15 protein-coding genes, 2 pseudogenes and 1 riboswitch are annotated in these 16,690 nt (G+C 60.9%); of the genes and pseudogenes, 5 read left to right on the top strand and 12 right to left on the bottom strand.

The window, feature by feature from the left end:
• Positions 1 to 83: 83 nt before the first annotated feature.
• Positions 84 to 1,058 carry a DMT family transporter gene (locus tag ACNAZS_RS01395; protein WP_415785406.1) on the top strand — a complete coding sequence of 325 codons (975 nt, stop codon included), beginning with the start codon at positions 84 to 86 and terminating at the stop codon, positions 1,056 to 1,058.
• A gap of 46 nt (positions 1,059 to 1,104) precedes the next feature.
• Here the strand turns inward: ACNAZS_RS01395 and ACNAZS_RS01400 are convergent, their stop codons facing one another.
• Complete coding sequence (locus ACNAZS_RS01400) at positions 1,105 to 1,773, bottom strand: ABC transporter ATP-binding protein (RefSeq protein WP_415785408.1); 669 nt, start codon at positions 1,771 to 1,773, stop codon at positions 1,105 to 1,107.
• Here ACNAZS_RS01400 and ACNAZS_RS01405 point away from each other — a divergent pair.
• Positions 1,772 to 2,458, top strand: coding sequence for an arylesterase (locus ACNAZS_RS01405; protein WP_415785410.1), 687 nt, complete (start codon positions 1,772 to 1,774; stop codon positions 2,456 to 2,458). The genes ACNAZS_RS01400 and ACNAZS_RS01405 overlap by 2 nt on opposite strands.
• Here ACNAZS_RS01405 and ACNAZS_RS01410 read toward each other — a convergent pair.
• Positions 2,455 to 4,428 carry a SurA N-terminal domain-containing protein gene (locus tag ACNAZS_RS01410; RefSeq protein WP_415785412.1) on the bottom strand — a complete coding sequence of 658 codons (1,974 nt, stop codon included), beginning with the start codon at positions 4,426 to 4,428 and terminating at the stop codon, positions 2,455 to 2,457. The genes ACNAZS_RS01405 and ACNAZS_RS01410 overlap by 4 nt on opposite strands.
• A 300-nt stretch (positions 4,429 to 4,728) precedes the next feature.
• A riboswitch (yybP-ykoY riboswitch) is annotated at positions 4,729 to 4,908 on the top strand.
• Positions 4,909 to 4,911: 3 nt separating this feature from the next.
• Here ACNAZS_RS01410 and mntP point away from each other — a divergent pair.
• Entirely contained in the window at positions 4,912 to 5,484 is a 573-nt protein-coding gene (gene mntP / locus ACNAZS_RS01415; protein WP_415785414.1) for a manganese efflux pump MntP, read from the top strand.
• A 28-nt stretch (positions 5,485 to 5,512) separates the two neighbouring features.
• Here mntP and ACNAZS_RS01420 read toward each other — a convergent pair whose 3' ends face one another.
• The 5 genes and pseudogenes from ACNAZS_RS01420 to ACNAZS_RS01440 all read right to left on the bottom strand — a co-directional run.
• Positions 5,513 to 5,992 (bottom strand): VOC family protein, encoded by a 480-nt coding sequence (locus tag ACNAZS_RS01420; protein ID WP_415785416.1) that lies wholly within the window; start codon positions 5,990 to 5,992, stop codon positions 5,513 to 5,515.
• 316 nt (positions 5,993 to 6,308) lie between these two features.
• The gene (locus tag ACNAZS_RS01425; protein WP_415785418.1) at positions 6,309 to 7,433 is read right to left on the bottom strand and encodes a zinc-dependent alcohol dehydrogenase family protein; all 1,125 of its coding nucleotides are present in this window, start codon (positions 7,431 to 7,433) and stop codon (positions 6,309 to 6,311) included.
• A gap of 16 nt (positions 7,434 to 7,449) precedes the next feature.
• Positions 7,450 to 8,202, bottom strand: a complete 753-nt coding sequence (locus ACNAZS_RS01430) for an SDR family oxidoreductase (protein WP_415785420.1) — start codon at positions 8,200 to 8,202, stop codon at positions 7,450 to 7,452.
• A 25-nt stretch (positions 8,203 to 8,227) separates the two neighbouring features.
• A pseudogene (locus ACNAZS_RS01435) lies at positions 8,228 to 9,587 on the bottom strand (aldehyde dehydrogenase family protein).
• Between the two features lie 227 nt (positions 9,588 to 9,814).
• Positions 9,815 to 9,997: pseudogene (locus tag ACNAZS_RS01440) on the bottom strand (ABC transporter permease subunit); the annotation flags it as partial.
• A 259-nt stretch (positions 9,998 to 10,256) separates the two neighbouring features.
• Here ACNAZS_RS01440 and ugpQ point away from each other — a divergent pair.
• Entirely contained in the window at positions 10,257 to 11,003 is a 747-nt protein-coding gene (ugpQ, locus tag ACNAZS_RS01445; RefSeq protein WP_415785422.1) for a glycerophosphodiester phosphodiesterase, read from the top strand.
• Between the two features lie 15 nt (positions 11,004 to 11,018).
• Positions 11,019 to 11,876: a 23S rRNA (adenine(2030)-N(6))-methyltransferase RlmJ gene (locus ACNAZS_RS01450; protein WP_415785424.1), complete on the top strand. Its 858-nt coding sequence runs from the start codon at positions 11,019 to 11,021 to the stop codon at positions 11,874 to 11,876.
• Between the two features lie 21 nt (positions 11,877 to 11,897).
• On the opposite strand, the gene ACNAZS_RS01455 is transcribed toward ACNAZS_RS01450, so the two are convergent.
• The 5 genes from ACNAZS_RS01455 to folC all read right to left on the bottom strand — a co-directional run bounded on the left by ACNAZS_RS01455 (position 11,898) and on the right by folC (position 16,679).
• Positions 11,898 to 12,365, bottom strand: coding sequence for a disulfide bond formation protein B (locus ACNAZS_RS01455; RefSeq protein ID WP_415785426.1), 468 nt, complete (start codon positions 12,363 to 12,365; stop codon positions 11,898 to 11,900).
• Positions 12,366 to 12,461: 96 nt separating this feature from the next.
• The gene (gene purF / locus ACNAZS_RS01460) at positions 12,462 to 13,982 is read right to left on the bottom strand and encodes an amidophosphoribosyltransferase (protein ID WP_415785428.1); all 1,521 of its coding nucleotides are present in this window, start codon (positions 13,980 to 13,982) and stop codon (positions 12,462 to 12,464) included.
• 25 nt (positions 13,983 to 14,007) lie between these two features.
• Positions 14,008 to 14,496, bottom strand: a complete 489-nt coding sequence (locus ACNAZS_RS01465; protein WP_415785430.1) for a CvpA family protein — start codon at positions 14,494 to 14,496, stop codon at positions 14,008 to 14,010.
• A complete protein-coding gene (locus ACNAZS_RS01470; RefSeq protein WP_415785432.1) occupies positions 14,493 to 15,320 on the bottom strand; it encodes an SPOR domain-containing protein in 828 nt (275 codons plus the stop codon). Before ACNAZS_RS01470 ends, ACNAZS_RS01465 begins: the two co-directional genes overlap by 4 nt.
• Positions 15,321 to 15,371: 51 nt before the next feature.
• The gene (gene folC / locus ACNAZS_RS01475; protein WP_415785434.1) at positions 15,372 to 16,679 is read right to left on the bottom strand and encodes a bifunctional tetrahydrofolate synthase/dihydrofolate synthase; all 1,308 of its coding nucleotides are present in this window, start codon (positions 16,677 to 16,679) and stop codon (positions 15,372 to 15,374) included.
• Positions 16,680 to 16,690: the final 11 nt, after the last annotated feature.

The following is a 16,690-nucleotide window of genomic DNA, read 5'->3' on the forward strand; positions in this document are numbered from 1 at the left end:
GAGCGTATCATGTGCGACGTCAATCAGCCGGCCCTGGGCCGGCTGGTGCTTTTGCCCTGCGCCCGCGAACCAAGGAGATCTTGATGCACCGGCCTGCCACCGGCTCCAGACCGGCACCCTCGTCACCACGGCCCACGCCGCAAATTCCCGCAACCAAGCCCTTGGTCGGCATTGTGCTGCTGATTTTGTCGGCATGGATTCTGTCTTGTCTGGATGCCAGCGGCAAATGGGTGATGGCGGCGGGCGTGCCGCTGTGGTTTCTGTGCTGGGTGCGCTATTGCGTGCATCTGGTGCTTGTCTTGGGCCTCTTGTTGCCCAAGCGGGGCTTGAGTGTGTTGCGCAGCGTACGCCCTCGCGAACAACTCATCCGCGGCGGGGCGATGTTATTCGCCACGATGAGCTTTTTTACGACGCTGAGCTACATGCCGCAGGCAGAGGCGACGGCGATCAACTTCCTGGCTCCGCTCATCGTCCTGGCGTTGGCGCCTTGGGTACTCAAAGAACCGCCACGTCTATCGCGTTGGGTAGCGACTGCCTTCGCCTTTATCGGCGTCCTGATCATCATTCGCCCTGGTGCAGGCCTGCACCCGTTAGGGATCATGTTCGGCCTGATCACGGCCTGCCTCTTTGCCGCCCAATTTATTGCGACCCGTCGCGTCGCCGGCGACGACCCGTATACCTCGCTCATCTGGAGTGGCGCCGTCGGTACGATCTGCCTGACCCTGGCATTGCCGTTCATTCTACCAACGGCGCTGCCGATCATGCGTGAACTCAGCATCGGCAACTGGATCGTCCTGATTTCCACGGGTGTCTCGGGTGCGCTGGGACATTTGCTGCAGATCGGGGCCTATCGCAATGCCCCGGCCTCCACGCTAGCGCCGTTCGTCTACCTGCAAATCGTCAGCGCGACCGCCATCGGCTGGATGTTCTGGGGACATTTTCCCGATGCGTTGACTTGGCTCGGAATCGCCATAATCTGCGGCAGCGGGATCGTGATCGGCTTGATGGAATGGAGACGCAGTCAGCGGTCCACCCCGGCGTTTCAGGCGCGCGCGTAGCAGGCGCGATCACGCTGGTGCCGAGCAGCCGATAAGTGCCAGGGGATCAGGCCATACGCCCCGCTGACAGCACCAACTGCTGGCCACAGCGCGCGGCCAGCTCCGCGTCATGTGTCACCAGCACCAGCGTCGTGCCGTGCTCGCGAAGCAGATCAAACATAAGATCAATCACGGTCTCGCCAGTCGCCGCATCCAGGCTACCGGTGGGCTCATCGGCAAAGAGCAGATCGGGCTGCACGACAAACGCCCGCGCCAGCGAAACGCGCTGCTGTTCGCCACCCGAGAGCGTGCGCGGATAGTGATGCAGTCGCTCGCCGAGGCCGACACGCCGCAGCATGCTCTCGGCGACGTCACGAGCAGGCTCACCGGCCAACTCGAGGGGCAACATGACGTTTTCCAGCGCTGTCAGGTTGGGCAATAGCTGAAACGACTGGAAAACAAAGCCCACGTGACGGGCGCGCAACTGTGCGCGGCCATCTTCGTCCAGGGAAAACAAGTCCTGTCCCGCCAAGCGCACGGTACCGGTGGAGGGAACATCCAGCCCCGCCATCAGTCCCAATAGCGTAGATTTACCGGAACCGGAGCTGCCGGTGATCGCCAGAGCGCTACCGGCGTCCACCGTAAAATCGATATTTTCCAGGATCGACAGCGTGCCCCCTGCGTCGGAAACCTGCTTGCCCAACCCTGACACTTCGATCGAGACCCTACTATCCATGCGCTTGTTCTCCCGCTTGTTTGTTACCGTCACACTGGCCTTTAGCACTGCTGCCGGTCTGGCCTTGTCCGCCGCTCACGCGCAATCCCCTGCCCCCGAGCCCGATGCCGCTGACCAGACCTTACTGGTCGTCGGTGACAGTTTGTCTGCCGAATATGGACTGAAGCGCGGATCTGGCTGGGTCGACTTGCTCGCCAAGCGGCTGTCCGAACAATACCCTAACTTTCAGGTGGCCAATGCCAGTATTAGCGGCGACACCACCAGTGGCGGCATGGCGCGCCTGCCTGCGCTGCTGGAACGCCACCACCCCGACATCGTGGTGATCGAGCTGGGCTCGAATGATGCCCTGCGCGGATTGTCCCTGCAAATGACGGAAAAGAACCTGCGCGGTATGACGCAACGTGCGCAACAGGCCGGCGCCCAGGTGCTGGTGGTGGGCATGCAAATCCCGCCAAACTACGGGCGAGACTACACCCAGCGCTTTGCCGCCGTGTTTCCTGCGGTGGCAAAGTCCGAAAACGCGCAATTGGTGCCTTTTTTCATGGATGGCATCGCCGCGGACCGTGATCAGTTTCAGGCCGACGGCATTCACCCCAACGAACAGGCGCAACCCGCCCTGCTCAATAACGTATGGGCCGCATTGCGGCCCATACTGGAAAACGCCTCGACCGCGAAAAAGCCTTAGCCGACCGGCGCGTCGGGGTTATCGGCCCCCTGGATGACGGTGGCGGCCTCGGGCAGAACCTTGACCTCGTACTGAGTCCGAAGGGTTTTCATGATGGCGGCGTTTTCGGCGCCACCCCAGGCGGCCCCCAGTTGACGTGACAGGAGCTCGACACCCGAAGCATCGACCTTGCCGCTCTCGATTTTGTCCAGGCGCGCGACCACATAGTCGTCGCCATCGGCCACGCCGATATACGACGGCAGGGGTTGCGCCGGCTGACGCATCACAGCCTGCAATACTGGCTGAGGCAAGTCCTGCGGTTGGCTGCGAGACACCACCGTGCTGGCGCCGAATCCTTCGGGCAGGCTGGCGGCGTCCGCGGACCACGTCTTGAGGGCCTCGTCGCCAGCCTTGCGGGCCGCCTCGGCGGCCCGTTCGTTGGTCAGGCGATCGCGGATCGAGTCGGTAACCTTGTCCAGCGGAGATACGTGCTGAGGCTTGACCTCTGCCACGCGCACGACCAGCAGCTTGTCAGATGCCAGTTCGATCACACCGGAATTCAACTTGTCACGCAAGCCTTCGGACGAGAACAGCGCCTGACGCACGCGCGGATTGTCCAGCGCCTCGGCGTCGCTGCTCTTGGATGCCGGGTCGGCGCCGATGGCCTGATCGGCCGGCAACAAGCCCTGACGCGTAATACCGCTGGCGCTGCGGATCTTCAGGCCCAGGGCATCGGCCGCGGGCTGCAGGCTGTCGCGTTGCTCATAGACGATCTCGGTCAGCTTGGTGGCCATTTCGGCAAATCGCGTCGCGGCAATCTGCTTGCGAATCTCGGTCACGATCTGGTCACGCACCTCGGCAAGCGGCTTGACGGCCGGCGGCTGAATATCCGTGACCTTGATGATGTGCAGGCCCGAGGGGCTTTCGACAACACCGGACACCTGGTCCTTCTTCAGGGAAAGGATCGTTTTTTCCAATTCACCGGTCAGCATGCCCTGCGCCAGCCAGCCCAGATCTCCGCCCTTTTGGGCGGAGCCGGCATCTTGCGAATTGGCCTTGGCCAGCTCGGCGAACCCCGCCGGATTGGCCGCTGCCTGCTGCGCCAGCGATTCGGCCTTGGCACGGGCGGCCTGGCGGTCCGCATCCGACGCGCCTGCAGGCACCTGGATCATGATGTGGCTGGCACGGCGGCGTTCAGTTTGGCCGAAGCGGCTCTGGTTTTGCTCGTAGTAGCTGGTGATGTCCTCGTCTTTCACCTGGATATCTTTCGAGGCAGCGGCCTCGTCCAGCAAGAGATATTGGGCACTGACCTGCTCCGGCACCGTCAGTTGCTGCTGATTGGCGTCGTACCAGGCTTTGATGTCCTCCGGTGATATCGATACTTGCGAACGGTAGTTGGCCGCATCAAAGCGACGTAATTGCACCGTACGCTCTTGTGTCAGGGCCGTTTCGATGGCGGTCGCCACCGTGCTCGGCACCCGAGCCGACTCGGTCACGGGCTGCAGGACGCGTCCAATCGCCAGATCGCGACGCAAGCCGGCCTCGAACATGGTGGGCGTCATTCCCTGCGCGGCCAATACCTGGCGATAACGCTCGGGTGAAAAACGGCCGTTGTCCTGAACCTGGGGAATCGAGGCGATCGTATTGCGCAGCGTCTCGTCCGACACCGAAAAACGATTATCGGCGGCGACCCGAGCCAGCAGGCGCTGGTCGATCAATTGGTTCAACAACTGCTCACGCATCGCCGGAGTGTCGACCAGCGCCGGGTCATAGCGCGTGCCGAGCTGCTGGCGGAACTCCTCGAGCTGATTACGGTACGCATTATCAAATTCGCCACGCGTAATGGGTTGCCCGGCTACGGTGGCCAACTCTGGCTCACTACTGACGAAACTGTCATATCCCTGGATGCCGACCAGGAAAAACGACGGCACGATCAGTACCAGCAGAATAAACTGCATCCAGCGACGGTGACTGCGTATTAGTTCGAACATGGAATCCTTCAGTGAATGGCGTGGCCCCAAAGCACATGTTTTGCCCGGAGATAGCTGGCGATAAAAAGGGCGAACCGATTCGCCCTTGTCGCCCATTGCCACTGCGAAAACCGTACTAGGTTAGCCGCCGGAGTTTACCATTGTCACCCTGATATTCGGCAAGTACCGGCCCGCGCGCCGCAGTCGCGGCCGCTAACCGCGAAGGCCGGCTAGCACACGATGGCCCTAGCGGGCGAAATATGGGGAACAAGAAGCATCCCGGCCGCATCACGGTTGTCGAGGGGCCATCGTGATAAAATACGCCCGCTCTCTGGGGAGTAGCTGCCTTTCAGGATCGTCTGAAAGAGGCTTGCGTCAACATTCTTGGCCACGCTGGCCATGGCGCAAGCGGCCTTGATGGCTTGGCGAGACCATGGATCTTTCACATTTTGCTGGGCATGTGAAGGATTTATGCTGTCCTCGCCCGGTTGATCACAGGTCACAATGAACGCGCTTTCCACGCTTGTCCTCGCTCTGGCGATGTCCACCGACGCTTTCGCCGCCGCTGTCAGCAAAGGCACTACCCTAAAAAACCCCAGATTCGGCGAGGCGCTGCGAGCCGGTGTCATCTTTGGTGTCATCGAAGCCATCACCCCTCTCATCGGCTGGGCGCTCGGCTCTGTCGCGGCCAAATATGCCGAAGACTGGGACCACTGGATCGCATTTACCATGCTCTGTATTCTGGGGCTGATGATGATCCGCAATGCGTTCAAGCAAGAGGATCAGGAAACAGCCCCCGTGAACCGGCACTCTTTCTGGCTATTGGCCGCCACCGGCTTTGCGACAAGCATCGACGCCATGGCCGTTGGCGTCAGTCTGGCTTTCATCGACAACAACATCATCGTCACCGCCATCGCGATCGGCCTGGCCACCACATTAATGGTAACGATCGGCGTGTTGTTGGGGCGTCTCTTGGGCAACATCGCCGGCAAGCGAGCCGAGATCGTAGGCGGGCTCGCGCTGATCGGTATAGGCTCCACGATTCTCTACGAACACCTGAGCACCGCCGTGGTCTAGACGACGGGTTACAACGCCGTATCGGCCCTTAACCCCGCCGTGCCGCCTCGATCGTCGCCACGTCGATCTTTTGCATGGCCATCATTGCATCGAAAGCGCGCTTGGCAACAGTCGGGTCGGGGTCGGATATGGCTTCGAGAAGAACCCGCGGAGTGATCTGCCACGACAGACCCCACCGGTCTTTACACCATCCGCAATCGCTTTCCTGACCACCGTTATTCACCACCGCATTCCACAACCGATCCGTCTCCGCTTGGTCCTCTGTCGCGATCTGAAACGAAAAGGCCTCGCTCTGTTTGAAATGCGGGCCGCCATTCAGTCCGATGCATGGAATGCCGGCAACGGTGAAGCGCACCGTCAAAATATCCCCCTTCTGGCCGTCGGGATAGTCCCCCGGCGCGTGAAAAATCTCGCCTACCGCACTGTCTGGAAACGTGTCGGCATAAAAATTTGCGGCATCCAGGGCATCGCGGTCATACCATAAACAGATCGTGTTCTTACTGATCATTTGGCGCCTCCTGAGCGTTGAGCACGGACATCTATCGTTATCAAAGTAACGCCGATAGACGGCACAGCGAAACCCCATGCCGAGCATTTGCTACTAATGCTCACAAAGTTGTTCGGGTCGCATTCGTCAGCCGATTGTATTCGGCAGCCGCCGCCGGCCGCCCTGCCAGCGAACCCCTACAAGCCAAAAAATCCGGGATAATCGTGATATCGCTGAGCACCTTGAACAGATACTTGTCACTTTTCTTGGTGACACCAAACAGTTAGGCTTCGATGCTTTGCCCAGATCGGCGGCCCAGCCTACACATTTCCCGCCGTTAAAAAACAATCGCGTCGCGCAAGTTGCTCCCCGTGGCAAGCTCGTCGAACCCTTCGTTGATTTGATCCAGCGTGAATGATTTGCCCATCATCTTGTCCACGGGCAGGTGGCCCGCCTTGTACAGATCGATATAGCGGCCAATATCAATGGCAGGCACACCCGATCCCAAATAGCTGCCCCGGATCTCGCGCTCCTCGCCCACCATCTGCGACAGCGACAAGGAAAAGCTCAGCTTCGGATTGGGCAAGCCCGAGGTAATCGTGGCGCCACCACGACGCGTCAGCTTGTAGGCCGTCTCAAACGCCGGCACGGCCCCGGCCATATCCAGCCCATAGTGCACCCGGCCACCAGACAAGTCGTAGAGATCGTCATCGCTTTTGACTTGTTTGGGATTCACCGTATGCGTGGCGCCCAGTTCGCGCGCCAACGCCAATTTTTCATCGGACAAATCCACGGCCACCACACGGCGCGCCCCGGCCGCCACCGCAGCGAGCAAGGCGCTCAAGCCCACGCCGCCCAGTCCGACAATCGCCACGTCATCACCGGCCTTGACGCGCGCCCGATTCAATACCGCGCCCGCTCCGGTCAACACTGCGCACCCAAAGAGCGCCGCCTCGCGGTGCGACAGCTCGATATTGACCTTGACGCACGAACGACGAGACACCACCGCGTATTCTGCAAAACAAGACACACCGGTATGGTGATTCAGATATTCCTGACCCACACGCAAACGACGCTCGCCACCCAGCAAGGTGCCCTGCGTATTGGCGGCAGCCCCCGGCTCGCACAGCGCGGGCCGACCCTCCAGGCACGGATGGCAGCACCCGCAGCTCGGCACAAACACCATCGCTACATGGTCGCCCGGTTTCAGATCGGTGACGCCCGCCCCGACCTCGACCACTTCGCCCGATGATTCGTGGCCCAACACCATCGGTAATACGCGGGGCCGATCGCCATTGATGACAGACAGATCCGAATGGCAAAGCCCCGCGGCCTTGATTTGCACCAACACTTCGCCAAACCCCGGCGGATCCAGATCAACGTCGGTAATTTGCAAGGGGCGACTGTCTGCATAAGGCGCAGCCAGTCCCATGTCGCGCAACACCGCAGCTTTAATTTTCATGCTAGCGTCCTGTGTATCAGATGGTGCGGCCACCATCGACCGGGAACTCGACCCCGGTGATGAACTCAGCCGCATCGCTGGCCAGATAAAGCGCGGCCGCCGCGACGTCCGAGGGTTGGCAAAAACGACCCAACGGAATCGTCGAGACAAACTTCGCGCGATTTTCGGGCGTGTCCGGCATACCCATGAACAGCTCAAACATCCCCGTCACCCCCATCACCGGACAAATCGCATTGACGCGAATGTTGTCCGGCCCGAGTTCAACGGCCATGGATTTCGAAAGCAGGTTGACTGCGCCCTTGGACGCGTTATACCAGCTCAGACCCGGGCGCGGACGGATCCCGGCAGTCGAACCGATATTGAGGATCACGCCGCGTTTTTGCTGCCGCATGTGCGGAATCACGGCTTGCGCCATGTGATAAATGGACTTCACGTTGACGGCGAACATGCGGTCGAACATTTCTTCGTCCACGTCCAGCATAGGTTGGTTTTTGTGCGTGATGGCTGCGTTATTCACGACGATATCCAATCCGCCGAACGCCGCGAGGGTGTCTTTCACCATCGCGTCGATATCCGCGCGACTTGACACATCTACCTGCAAAGACAGCGCGACGCTGCCGATCTCGCCGGCCACGCGATCGGCGGCCTTTTTGTTGATATCGGCAATCACGACTTGCGCGCCCTCTTTGGCATAGAGCTTGGCAATCCCTTCACCAAAGCCACTGCCCGCCCCGGTCACAATGGCGACCTTATCTTGCAATTGACCCATGTCTGTCTCCGTCTCCGTAGGGGATTTACTTGCCGTAGTACTGAATGATGGTTTTGGTCGTGCTCATTTCCTCGAGCGCAACAAAGCCTTTTTCGCGGCCATGCCCGCTCTTTTTGACGCCACCGAAGGGCAACTCAATACCGCCGCCCGCACCAAAGCCGTTGATATACGCCTGGCCGACCTTGATGCCGCGCGCGACGCGTTGCTGACGCCCGCCGTTCTCGGTCCAGGACGGGGCCAAAGATTTCCTGCGTAAAGAGATCGCTCTCATGCGCGGCGGCGCTAAACAGCGTGGGCTTGACGTAGTAGCCATCGGCGGGCACGCCATCGGCAATCGTGCCCTCGGCCACGATTTTCAGGCCGTCGGCCAAGCCACGCGCGATGTAGCGGTTGACCCGATCGAACTGCGAACGATTGACGACGGGGCCGCAGGTCAGATCCATCTCGGGGGTCCCGACACGCGTCTTGGCGAACGCTTCGGCGACGGCTTTCATGAATGCCTCGTAAATGGATTTCTGCACCAACAGGCGACTGCCCGCCGTGCAGGTCTGGCCGGCGTTATGCACGATGCCTTTCACAATAGCCGGGACCGCGCGCTTGAAACTCGCATCCTCAAAGACAATGTGCGCGGACTTTCCACCCAGCTCCAGCACGCACTTGACGGCGTTGCGCGCGGCCGCCTGCTGCACCAATACGCCCACCTCGTTCGAGCCGGTAAAGGTCACGAAGTTGATATCGGAGTGACCGGACAAGGCCGCACCGGCCTCTTCGCCCAACCCCGTGACGACATTCAGGGCGCCCGGCGGAAAACCCACCTCGAGGGCCAACTCGGCGGTGCTCACGATCGACAAACATGCATCTTCGGCGGGCTTGACCACAGCCGCGTTGCCCATTGCCAACGCGGGCGCCACGCTGCGACCGAACATCTGGGCGGGATAATTCCAGGGAATGATGTGCGCCGTCACACCCAACGGCTCGCGAATCACCTGAACGGAATAATCTTCTTGATAAGGAATGGTTTGGCCGTGCACTTTGTCGGCCGCGCCGCCATAAAACTCAAAATAGCGCGCCAGTGCAGTGATGTCCGCGCGCGCCGTCGACAGCGGTTTGCCCGTATCGCGCGACTCCAGCAGCGATAGTTCTTCGTGGTGTTCCAGCACGCTTTCGCCCAGACGCACCAGCAGACGGCCGCGATCCAGTGCCGTGGTCTTGCCCCACGCGCCACTATCCAGTGCGGCACGCGCCGCCTTGACGGCCAAATCGACATCGGCCGCCTGGCCGCGGGGCAGCGTGGTGAATGACTTCCCATCTACCGGCGAGATGACATCCAGTGTTCCGCCGTTTTGTGCAGCAACGCTTTGTCCGTTGATGACCATATTCGCCATACTTCTACTCCATTGGGTTAAGGGGGATATTCAGTTCAACGTGATCGCGCCGCGTTCAATCGTCCAGATCTGATCGGGGATATCCCCCAGCAGTTTTACGTTTGATTCCGTGATCACGATGTACAGATTGGGTTGCATGTCCTTCAGACGCGCGAGCGAACAATCCGTGCGGGCAAATAATGAGCACGAGCCCATGATGATGTCGGGGACAGCGACCTCCCGCTCATGGGCGCCAGCACCATGACCAGGCTGGCCGCGGCATAGCCGCCATACGCATAAAACGCGCCGTGTGCGACGTTCAGTATTCCCATGACGCCAAATACCAGCGTCAATCCCATTGAGACCAAAAATAGCAGGCTGGCATACGCCACGCCGTCTACCAGGGCTAAATACAGCAGATCCCAGGTCAAACGTTGTCTCCCTTGTTGTCGAGGTACCGCTGTCGTGTGACGACCCTTGGACTCGTGCCCATTCGGATTACACATGCACGGCGATAGGACTGATTGCCCGAGCGCATGACACTCCCTCCCTATGTTTGTTGGGAGCCAGTATAGGGACGGGTCTATCAACGACGGTATTTCATTTTGTGGAAACCACGCTTAATAAGCGGCTAAGGGGGTATCCTTGCGGGCTCGGCCTTTTTCCGTTGTTTTCGCCTATTCTGCTGCCATGTCTACGTCCAACCCCTGGCCATATCCCACCCACATTGCGCACCGCGGCGGTGGCCGCCTGGCCCCCGAAAATACGCTGGCGGCTATGCGGGTGGGCGCCGATCACGGCTATCGCATGGTGGAGTTTGACGTCAAACTCAGCCGCGACGATATTGCCTTTTTGTTGCATGACGACACCCTCGATCGCACCACCAATGGGCACGGCCCGGCAGGCGCCTTGCCCTATGGCGAACTAGCGCTGCTGGATGCCGGCAGCTGGCATTCGCCGGCCTATGCCGGAGAGCCGGTCGCCAGCTTTCAGGCGGTGGCTCGCTATGCCATCGCCAACGGCATCGCATGCAATGTCGAGATCAAGCCCAGTACGGGCCGCGAAGCCGAGACCGGCACCGCCGTCGCGCGGGCGGCGCGCGCCTACTGGCAAGGCGCGGCCGTTGCGCCGCTGTTGTCGTCTTTTTCCGAAGTCGCGCTGGCCGCAGCCCAGGCGGCCGCACCCGAACTGCCCCGGGCGCTGCTGGTCGAACAGGTGCCCGTCGACTGGCGCGAACGCCTGGCCAAATATGCGTGCGTGGCCCTTAATATCAATCAGCGCGACGCGACGCCCGCGCTCATTGCCGACGTACGCGCGGCTGGCTACCGAATCGCCGCCTGGACCGTCAACGACCCGCTGCGCGCACAACTGCTGCTATCGTGGGGGCTGGACGCGCTGTTTACGGACGAGCTCGCCGCCATTCTCCCCTCTGCCTGAGACCAGGATCTTATTTTGTTTAGTTATCGACACGCCTTCCATGCCGGCAATCACGCCGATGTGCTAAAGCACGCCCTGCTGGTTCATACGCTGGACTACCTGAACCGCAAAGACAATCCCTATTGGGTGATTGATACGCACGCGGGCGCGGGCCTGTATGCGCTGGATGGCGAGTGGGCCAACAAAAACGCCGAGTTTGCCGACGGTATTGGCCGATTGTGGGACCGCAAGGATTTGCCGCCGCTATTGGCGGATTATGTCGCACAAGTACGAAGCTATAACTCCAACGGTCACCTGCGCTACTACCCCGGTTCGCCCTGGTTGACGCTGGATGCACTGCGCGATCGTGATCGTCTGCGCCTGTTTGAGATGCATCCGACCGAGTCAGAGGTGCTGGTGGGCAATCTCGAAAAACTCGATCGCACCGCGCTACGCCAGACTACGATTTTCGCGACGGATGGTTTCGAAGGGATGAAATCCCTGCTGCCGCCGCCACCGCGACGCGGGCTGGTGCTGATAGATCCCTCGTACGAAGACAAACGGGATTACCGATCCACCGTCAACGCGGTCAAAGAAGGCATCAAGCGTTTTGCCACCGGCACATACGCGGTGTGGTACCCCTTGGTGCAGCGGCGCGAAGCGACCGAAATGGTTCGGCACCTGGAAAACCTGCAAGTCAAAAACTGGCTGCACGTCTCGCTGACCGTCAAGCGTCCTGTCGCGGAGGGCTTTGGGCTGCACGGCAGCGGCATGTTCATTGTCAATCCGCCGTGGACCTTGCATGCCGCACTAAAAGACGCCATGCCCGTGCTGACACGCCTGCTGGCACAGGATGATCGGGCCAGCTATACGTTGCAACACCGGACAGATTGACGGGCGGCCAGCGCGCCGTCGTTAGCGTTTGACGGCGGCGATCAGGCTAGTGATCAGGATAATCGCAAACAGGGCCAGGCTCCATAAGGCGTACTCAATGCCCAGGACCTCTACGGTGGCGTCCATGCAACTGGCGAAGATACCGAAGACCCAGGGAATACTCCCGTCCAGGCCGGACGCGCTCATGAAACGATCGGCGAAGGTCAGGTCGCAGGAGAACATGTGCGCCGCGACGTCGTATTGGTACCAGGCCGCCGCGATGCCACACAGGCTGAGGATACCGGTCAAAGCGGCGCCAAGGCGAGCCAGCGCGTTGGCACTAGCGCCAATCAGCGCAATCAGGCCGATCACCAGATAGATCAAGCGTTGCAATACGCACCATGCGCAAGGCGGCATGTTGAATACGTGTTGCGATACCAGTGCCACGCCGAGGGCAGCGAAGCTGAGAAAGGCGATCAGCCACAAAAGACGCTGGCGAGATGCTTGCATTATTGTCGTCCGGGAAGGTCAAGGAAAATAGCGGCCGGGCCCTGTTGAGGCCCGGCGGGATCGTCGCGCGGCGTGATTGAGATCAGTCGTGAATGGTCAGTCGTTGAGTCCGTGGCCCATATTGAACTGCAACCCCCCCGTGGACTCTTCGTCGTCGGCGTTGCTGCGTGCCAGGCTCAGGCGCTCGAGGTATTCCGGGGTGATGTCGCCGGTGACGTAGTCGCCGTTGAAGCACGACGATTCGAAACGCTTGAGGGCCGGGTTGATGTCGGAGACGGATCTTTCCATGTCGGCCAGGTCTTGGTAGATCAGACCGTCGGCACCGATGGTGGCGGCGATTTCCTCGTCCGAACGACCCGTGGCGATGAGTTCGCTTTGCGTCGGCATATCAATGCCGTAGACGTTCGGAAAGCGTACCGGTGGCGCGGCCGAGGCAAAGTAGACTTTGTTGGCACCCGCCGCGCGTGCCATGTCAACGATCTCACGGCTGGTGGTGCCACGTACGATGGAGTCGTCGACGAGCAAGACGTTTTTGCCTTTAAATTCGCTGCCGATGGCGTTGAGCTTTTGGCGCACAGATTTACGGCGTACGGCTTGGCCGGGCATGATAAAAGTGCGGCCCACGTAGCGGTTTTTGATCAGGCCTTCGCGGTAGTCGAGATTCAGGCGGGCGGCCAGTTGCATGGCGGCGGGCCGCGACGAATCCGGAATGGGCATGACGACGTCGATGTCGCCCAGACGCATATTACGTGCGACTTTGTCGGCCAGGTATTCGCCCATGCGCAAACGCGCGTCGTAGACAGATACGCCGTTAATCATCGAATCGGGACGCGCGAAATACACGTACTCGAATATGCAGGGTACGAGTTCGGGGTTGTCGGCGCATTGGCGGCTGACCATGCGGCCATCCAGGTCGACAAAGATGGCTTCGCCGGGCTCAACGTCGCGGAAAAAGGCAAAGCCACTGCCTTCCAGCGCCACGGATTCCGAGGCGACCATCCACTCAACGCCCTCTTCTGTTTCTTGGCGGCCAATACAGAGCGGACGGATCCCGTAAGGGTCGCGAAACGCCAGCATGCCGTAGCCGGAAATCTGCGAGACGACGGCATAGGCGCCGCGTGCCCGCTTGTGCAGGCCGACAACCGCCTGAAAGATCGTATCGTCATCGAGCGACATGCCTTTGGCGGCCACCTGCAGTTCGTGCGCCAGCACATTAAGCAGGACTTCCGAGTCAGAGTCGGTATTGATATGACGGCGATCCACCCGATACAGCGACTCGCGCAGTTCGCGCCAGTTTGTCAGGTTGCCGTTGTGGGCAAAGGTGATGCCATACGGGGCATTGACATAAAAAGGCTGCGCTTCTTCTTCGCTGACGCTGGAGCCGGCGGTCGGGTAGCGAACATGACCGATACCTGTCGTACCCGGCAGCGAGCGCATGTTGCGGGTGCGGAAAACGTCACGCACCAGGCCATGCGCCTTGAACATGTTGAAGTGGCTGCCCTGTGACGCCGTCGCAATACCGGCCGCGTCCTGGCCACGATGCTGCAGCAGCAGCAAACCGTCATAGAGCAGCTGGTTGACCGGCCCGCGCCCAATGACCCCGATGATTCCACACATGGTGAGATTTCCCGTTAAACGAAACTTAGTAGGGCAGCCACGTCGCCAATGACGGGGGCAACCACAACTTGATATGCCTGACGGCCTCTGTGGCCGAATGTGAAAACATGGCGTTCTGCCACCAGGGCTCTTGCGGCAGTGGCGTATAGCCACCCAACGCCACCAATATCAATACAAACAACAAACCGCGCGCCAGACCGAATACCGCGCCCAGGCCGTGATCCGCCGGCGTCAGGCCGGTGGTACGAATCAGGGCCCCCAGCGTCATGTTGATCAATCCGACGCCCAATAACACCAAAATGAAGACGGCCGCGTACGCGATCCCCATGCGTAGCATCGCGGTTTCGATATAGGGTTCGAGCCAGCCATACACGGTGGGCCCCCACCAGATCGCGGCTATGAACGCCAGCAAAAACGCCATCAACGACAAGACTTCTTTGAGCAGGCCGCGAATCAACCCCAGCAACCCCGAGGCCGCCAGAATTGCCAGAACGACGAAGTCGAAGCCGGTCACTGGCCGGTAATGAAACCGTTGTCGTAACCCAGCGTGCGCAAGCGAGCCTGAGCGGCCTGGGCGGCCTCACGCGAGGGGAATGGTCCCACACGCAGACGATATTGCTGTTTACCCCCTACCGAGGCCTCTTCGACAAACGCGTTGGTGACACCTGCCTGATGCAACTTGGTGCGTCGTGACTGTGCATCGGCCTGTGCGCCATACGACGCGATCTGCAGGACGAAATTACCCTTAGTGGCAGGCTTCGGGGCGGCACGGGCCGGCGCCTCGGGAGCCGCGCGACCCTCGAGCAGCGCCAGGGCACGTGCGCCATCGTCATCGCGCGCGGTTTTGGGCGGCGTCGCGGGTGGCTTGGGCGGTGTGACGGGCGGCTTGGTGACCGGCGGCGGCACGGCAGGTGGCTTGGAGAGCTCTGTCTCGGCGATCGAGGTCGTTGGCTCGGGCGGCTGCACGCTGGACAGGTCAGGTGGCGTCGACGGCGTGGCCGGCGACTGCGTGGCGGGCGTCTGGCCTGATGCATCGCCGGGCGTCGTGCCCGTTGCGGCACTGCCTGCATCGGCGACAGCCGGTGGCGACACCTGCGGCTGATAAGGCGCATTGCGATCCGGGATACGGATCGGGATGTCGTTGGCGACGGGGACGGGCTCGGAGTCAAGCACCATCGGCAGCACGATGACTGCGGCGAGTACCAGCGCGACCGCCCCGGCGAGCCGTCGGCGAGCACGCCCACGGAGTTCCGCGGCTTGGGCCTCACTGGAAACCGACGGACGCGGTCTGGAGGGAGATGCCTGCGAGGCGGAGTCTTTGCGAGTGAACAATCCCATGGACAGGAATTCCTTGCGACCTGATCGGAGCATGCCCCGACTGCCGAAACCTTAGGCTGTACGGCCCAATGACTGCAAAACCGAGGCTACGGTGAGAAACGAGCCAAACACCACGATTCTATCACCCTCGCCCGCCCGTTCGCGGGCGGCGGCAAACGCGGCCGCAGGGTCGGGATAGGCTTGTACCGTGGGCGCCTCGGACGCCGTCGGCGCGGCCGTCAGGGCGGACGAAACATGACTCGCCAAATCGTCACCCGTACCACCGCGAGGCCCCGGCAAGCCCGCGCAATACCAATGATCGATGCGGCCAAGCAGCTTGGCAATGACACCGTCGACGTCTTTATCGCTCAGCATGCCCACCACCGCATGGGTGTAGGGATGAAAACCCATGTTGTCGAGATTCTGCGCCAACACCGCTGCCGCATGCGGGTTGTGCGCCACATCCAGAATGATCGACGGTTGCCCCGGCAAAATCTGAAACCGCCCCGGCAACGAAGCCTGCAACAGCCCGACGCGTACGGCTTGCTGTGGCACGGCCAGCCGATCACGCACTGACTCGAGAGCGGCCAAGGCCGCCGCCGCATTCAGCAACTGGTTTGCGCCGCGCAACGCGGGGTATGCCAAAGCGTTGCGACGCTGCCCACGGCCACCATAGGCCCACTGCTGGCGATCGCCCGAGTAGTTGAAATCCTTGCGAAACAGCCACAGATCGGCGCCGATCTCTTGTGCATGGTCCAATAAAGACTGCGGCGGCTGCGGATCGCTGCAAATGGCCGGCCGACCGCCGCGATAAATGTGGGCCTTTTCGGCGCCGATTTCCTCGCGCGTATCACCCAGCCAATCCGTGTGATCCAGGTCGACGCTGGTAATGATGGCGCAGTCGGCATCCACGATATTGACGGCGTCCAGTCGTCCACCAAGGCCAACCTCAAGCACGATCGCGTCCAGCTTCGTCTGCGAGAACAACCGCAAAATAGCGAGCGTCGTAAATTCGAAATACGTCAGCGTGACCTCGCCACGCGCGGCCTCGACCGCGGCAAACTGCTCGGTCAGCGCGGCATCACTGGCGATCTCGCCATTGATGCGTGCCCGCTCATTGAAATCGATCAAATGCGGCGACGTGTAGGTGCCTACCCGGTAACCCGCAGCCAGCAAAATGGCCTCGAGCATGGCACAGGTAGAGCCCTTGCCATTGGTGCCACCGACGACGAACTTGATGCCGTCGAGCTGCAACGCCAGGCGATCAGCCACCTGCCTAACCCGGTCCAGCCCCAGATCGATAGCCTTGCTGTGAATGGACTCGAGATACTGCAGCCACTGGGGCAACGGTGTGGCGGCGTCAAGACGGGGGGCGGGCATGAAGATACACA

Origin of the sequence: Bordetella tumulicola (genome assembly GCF_965138755.1) — a bacterium.
GTDB lineage: Bacteria > Pseudomonadota > Gammaproteobacteria > Burkholderiales > Burkholderiaceae_B > Bordetella_A > Bordetella_A tumulicola.

Coding starts and splice junctions, on each gene's coding strand:
- ACNAZS_RS01395 (WP_415785406.1), top strand. CDS start 84: ATGCACCGGCCTGCCACCGGCTCCAGACCGGCACCCTCGTCACCACGG.
- ACNAZS_RS01430 (WP_415785420.1), bottom strand. CDS start 8,202: ATGGGTCAATTGCAAGATAAGGTCGCCATTGTGACCGGGGCGGGCAGT.
- ACNAZS_RS01455 (WP_415785426.1), bottom strand. CDS start 12,365: ATGCAAGCATCTCGCCAGCGTCTTTTGTGGCTGATCGCCTTTCTCAGC.
- folC (WP_415785434.1), bottom strand. CDS start 16,679: ATGCCCGCCCCCCGTCTTGACGCCGCCACACCGTTGCCCCAGTGGCTG.
- ACNAZS_RS01470 (WP_415785432.1), bottom strand. CDS start 15,320: ATGGGATTGTTCACTCGCAAAGACTCCGCCTCGCAGGCATCTCCCTCC.
- mntP (WP_415785414.1), top strand. CDS start 4,912: ATGAACGCGCTTTCCACGCTTGTCCTCGCTCTGGCGATGTCCACCGAC.
- ACNAZS_RS01410 (WP_415785412.1), bottom strand. CDS start 4,428: ATGTTCGAACTAATACGCAGTCACCGTCGCTGGATGCAGTTTATTCTG.
- ugpQ (WP_415785422.1), top strand. CDS start 10,257: ATGTCTACGTCCAACCCCTGGCCATATCCCACCCACATTGCGCACCGC.
- ACNAZS_RS01420 (WP_415785416.1), bottom strand. CDS start 5,992: ATGATCAGTAAGAACACGATCTGTTTATGGTATGACCGCGATGCCCTG.
- ACNAZS_RS01400 (WP_415785408.1), bottom strand. CDS start 1,773: ATGGATAGTAGGGTCTCGATCGAAGTGTCAGGGTTGGGCAAGCAGGTT.
- purF (WP_415785428.1), bottom strand. CDS start 13,982: ATGTGTGGAATCATCGGGGTCATTGGGCGCGGGCCGGTCAACCAGCTG.
- ACNAZS_RS01405 (WP_415785410.1), top strand. CDS start 1,772: ATGCGCTTGTTCTCCCGCTTGTTTGTTACCGTCACACTGGCCTTTAGC.
- ACNAZS_RS01425 (WP_415785418.1), bottom strand. CDS start 7,433: ATGAAAATTAAAGCTGCGGTGTTGCGCGACATGGGACTGGCTGCGCCT.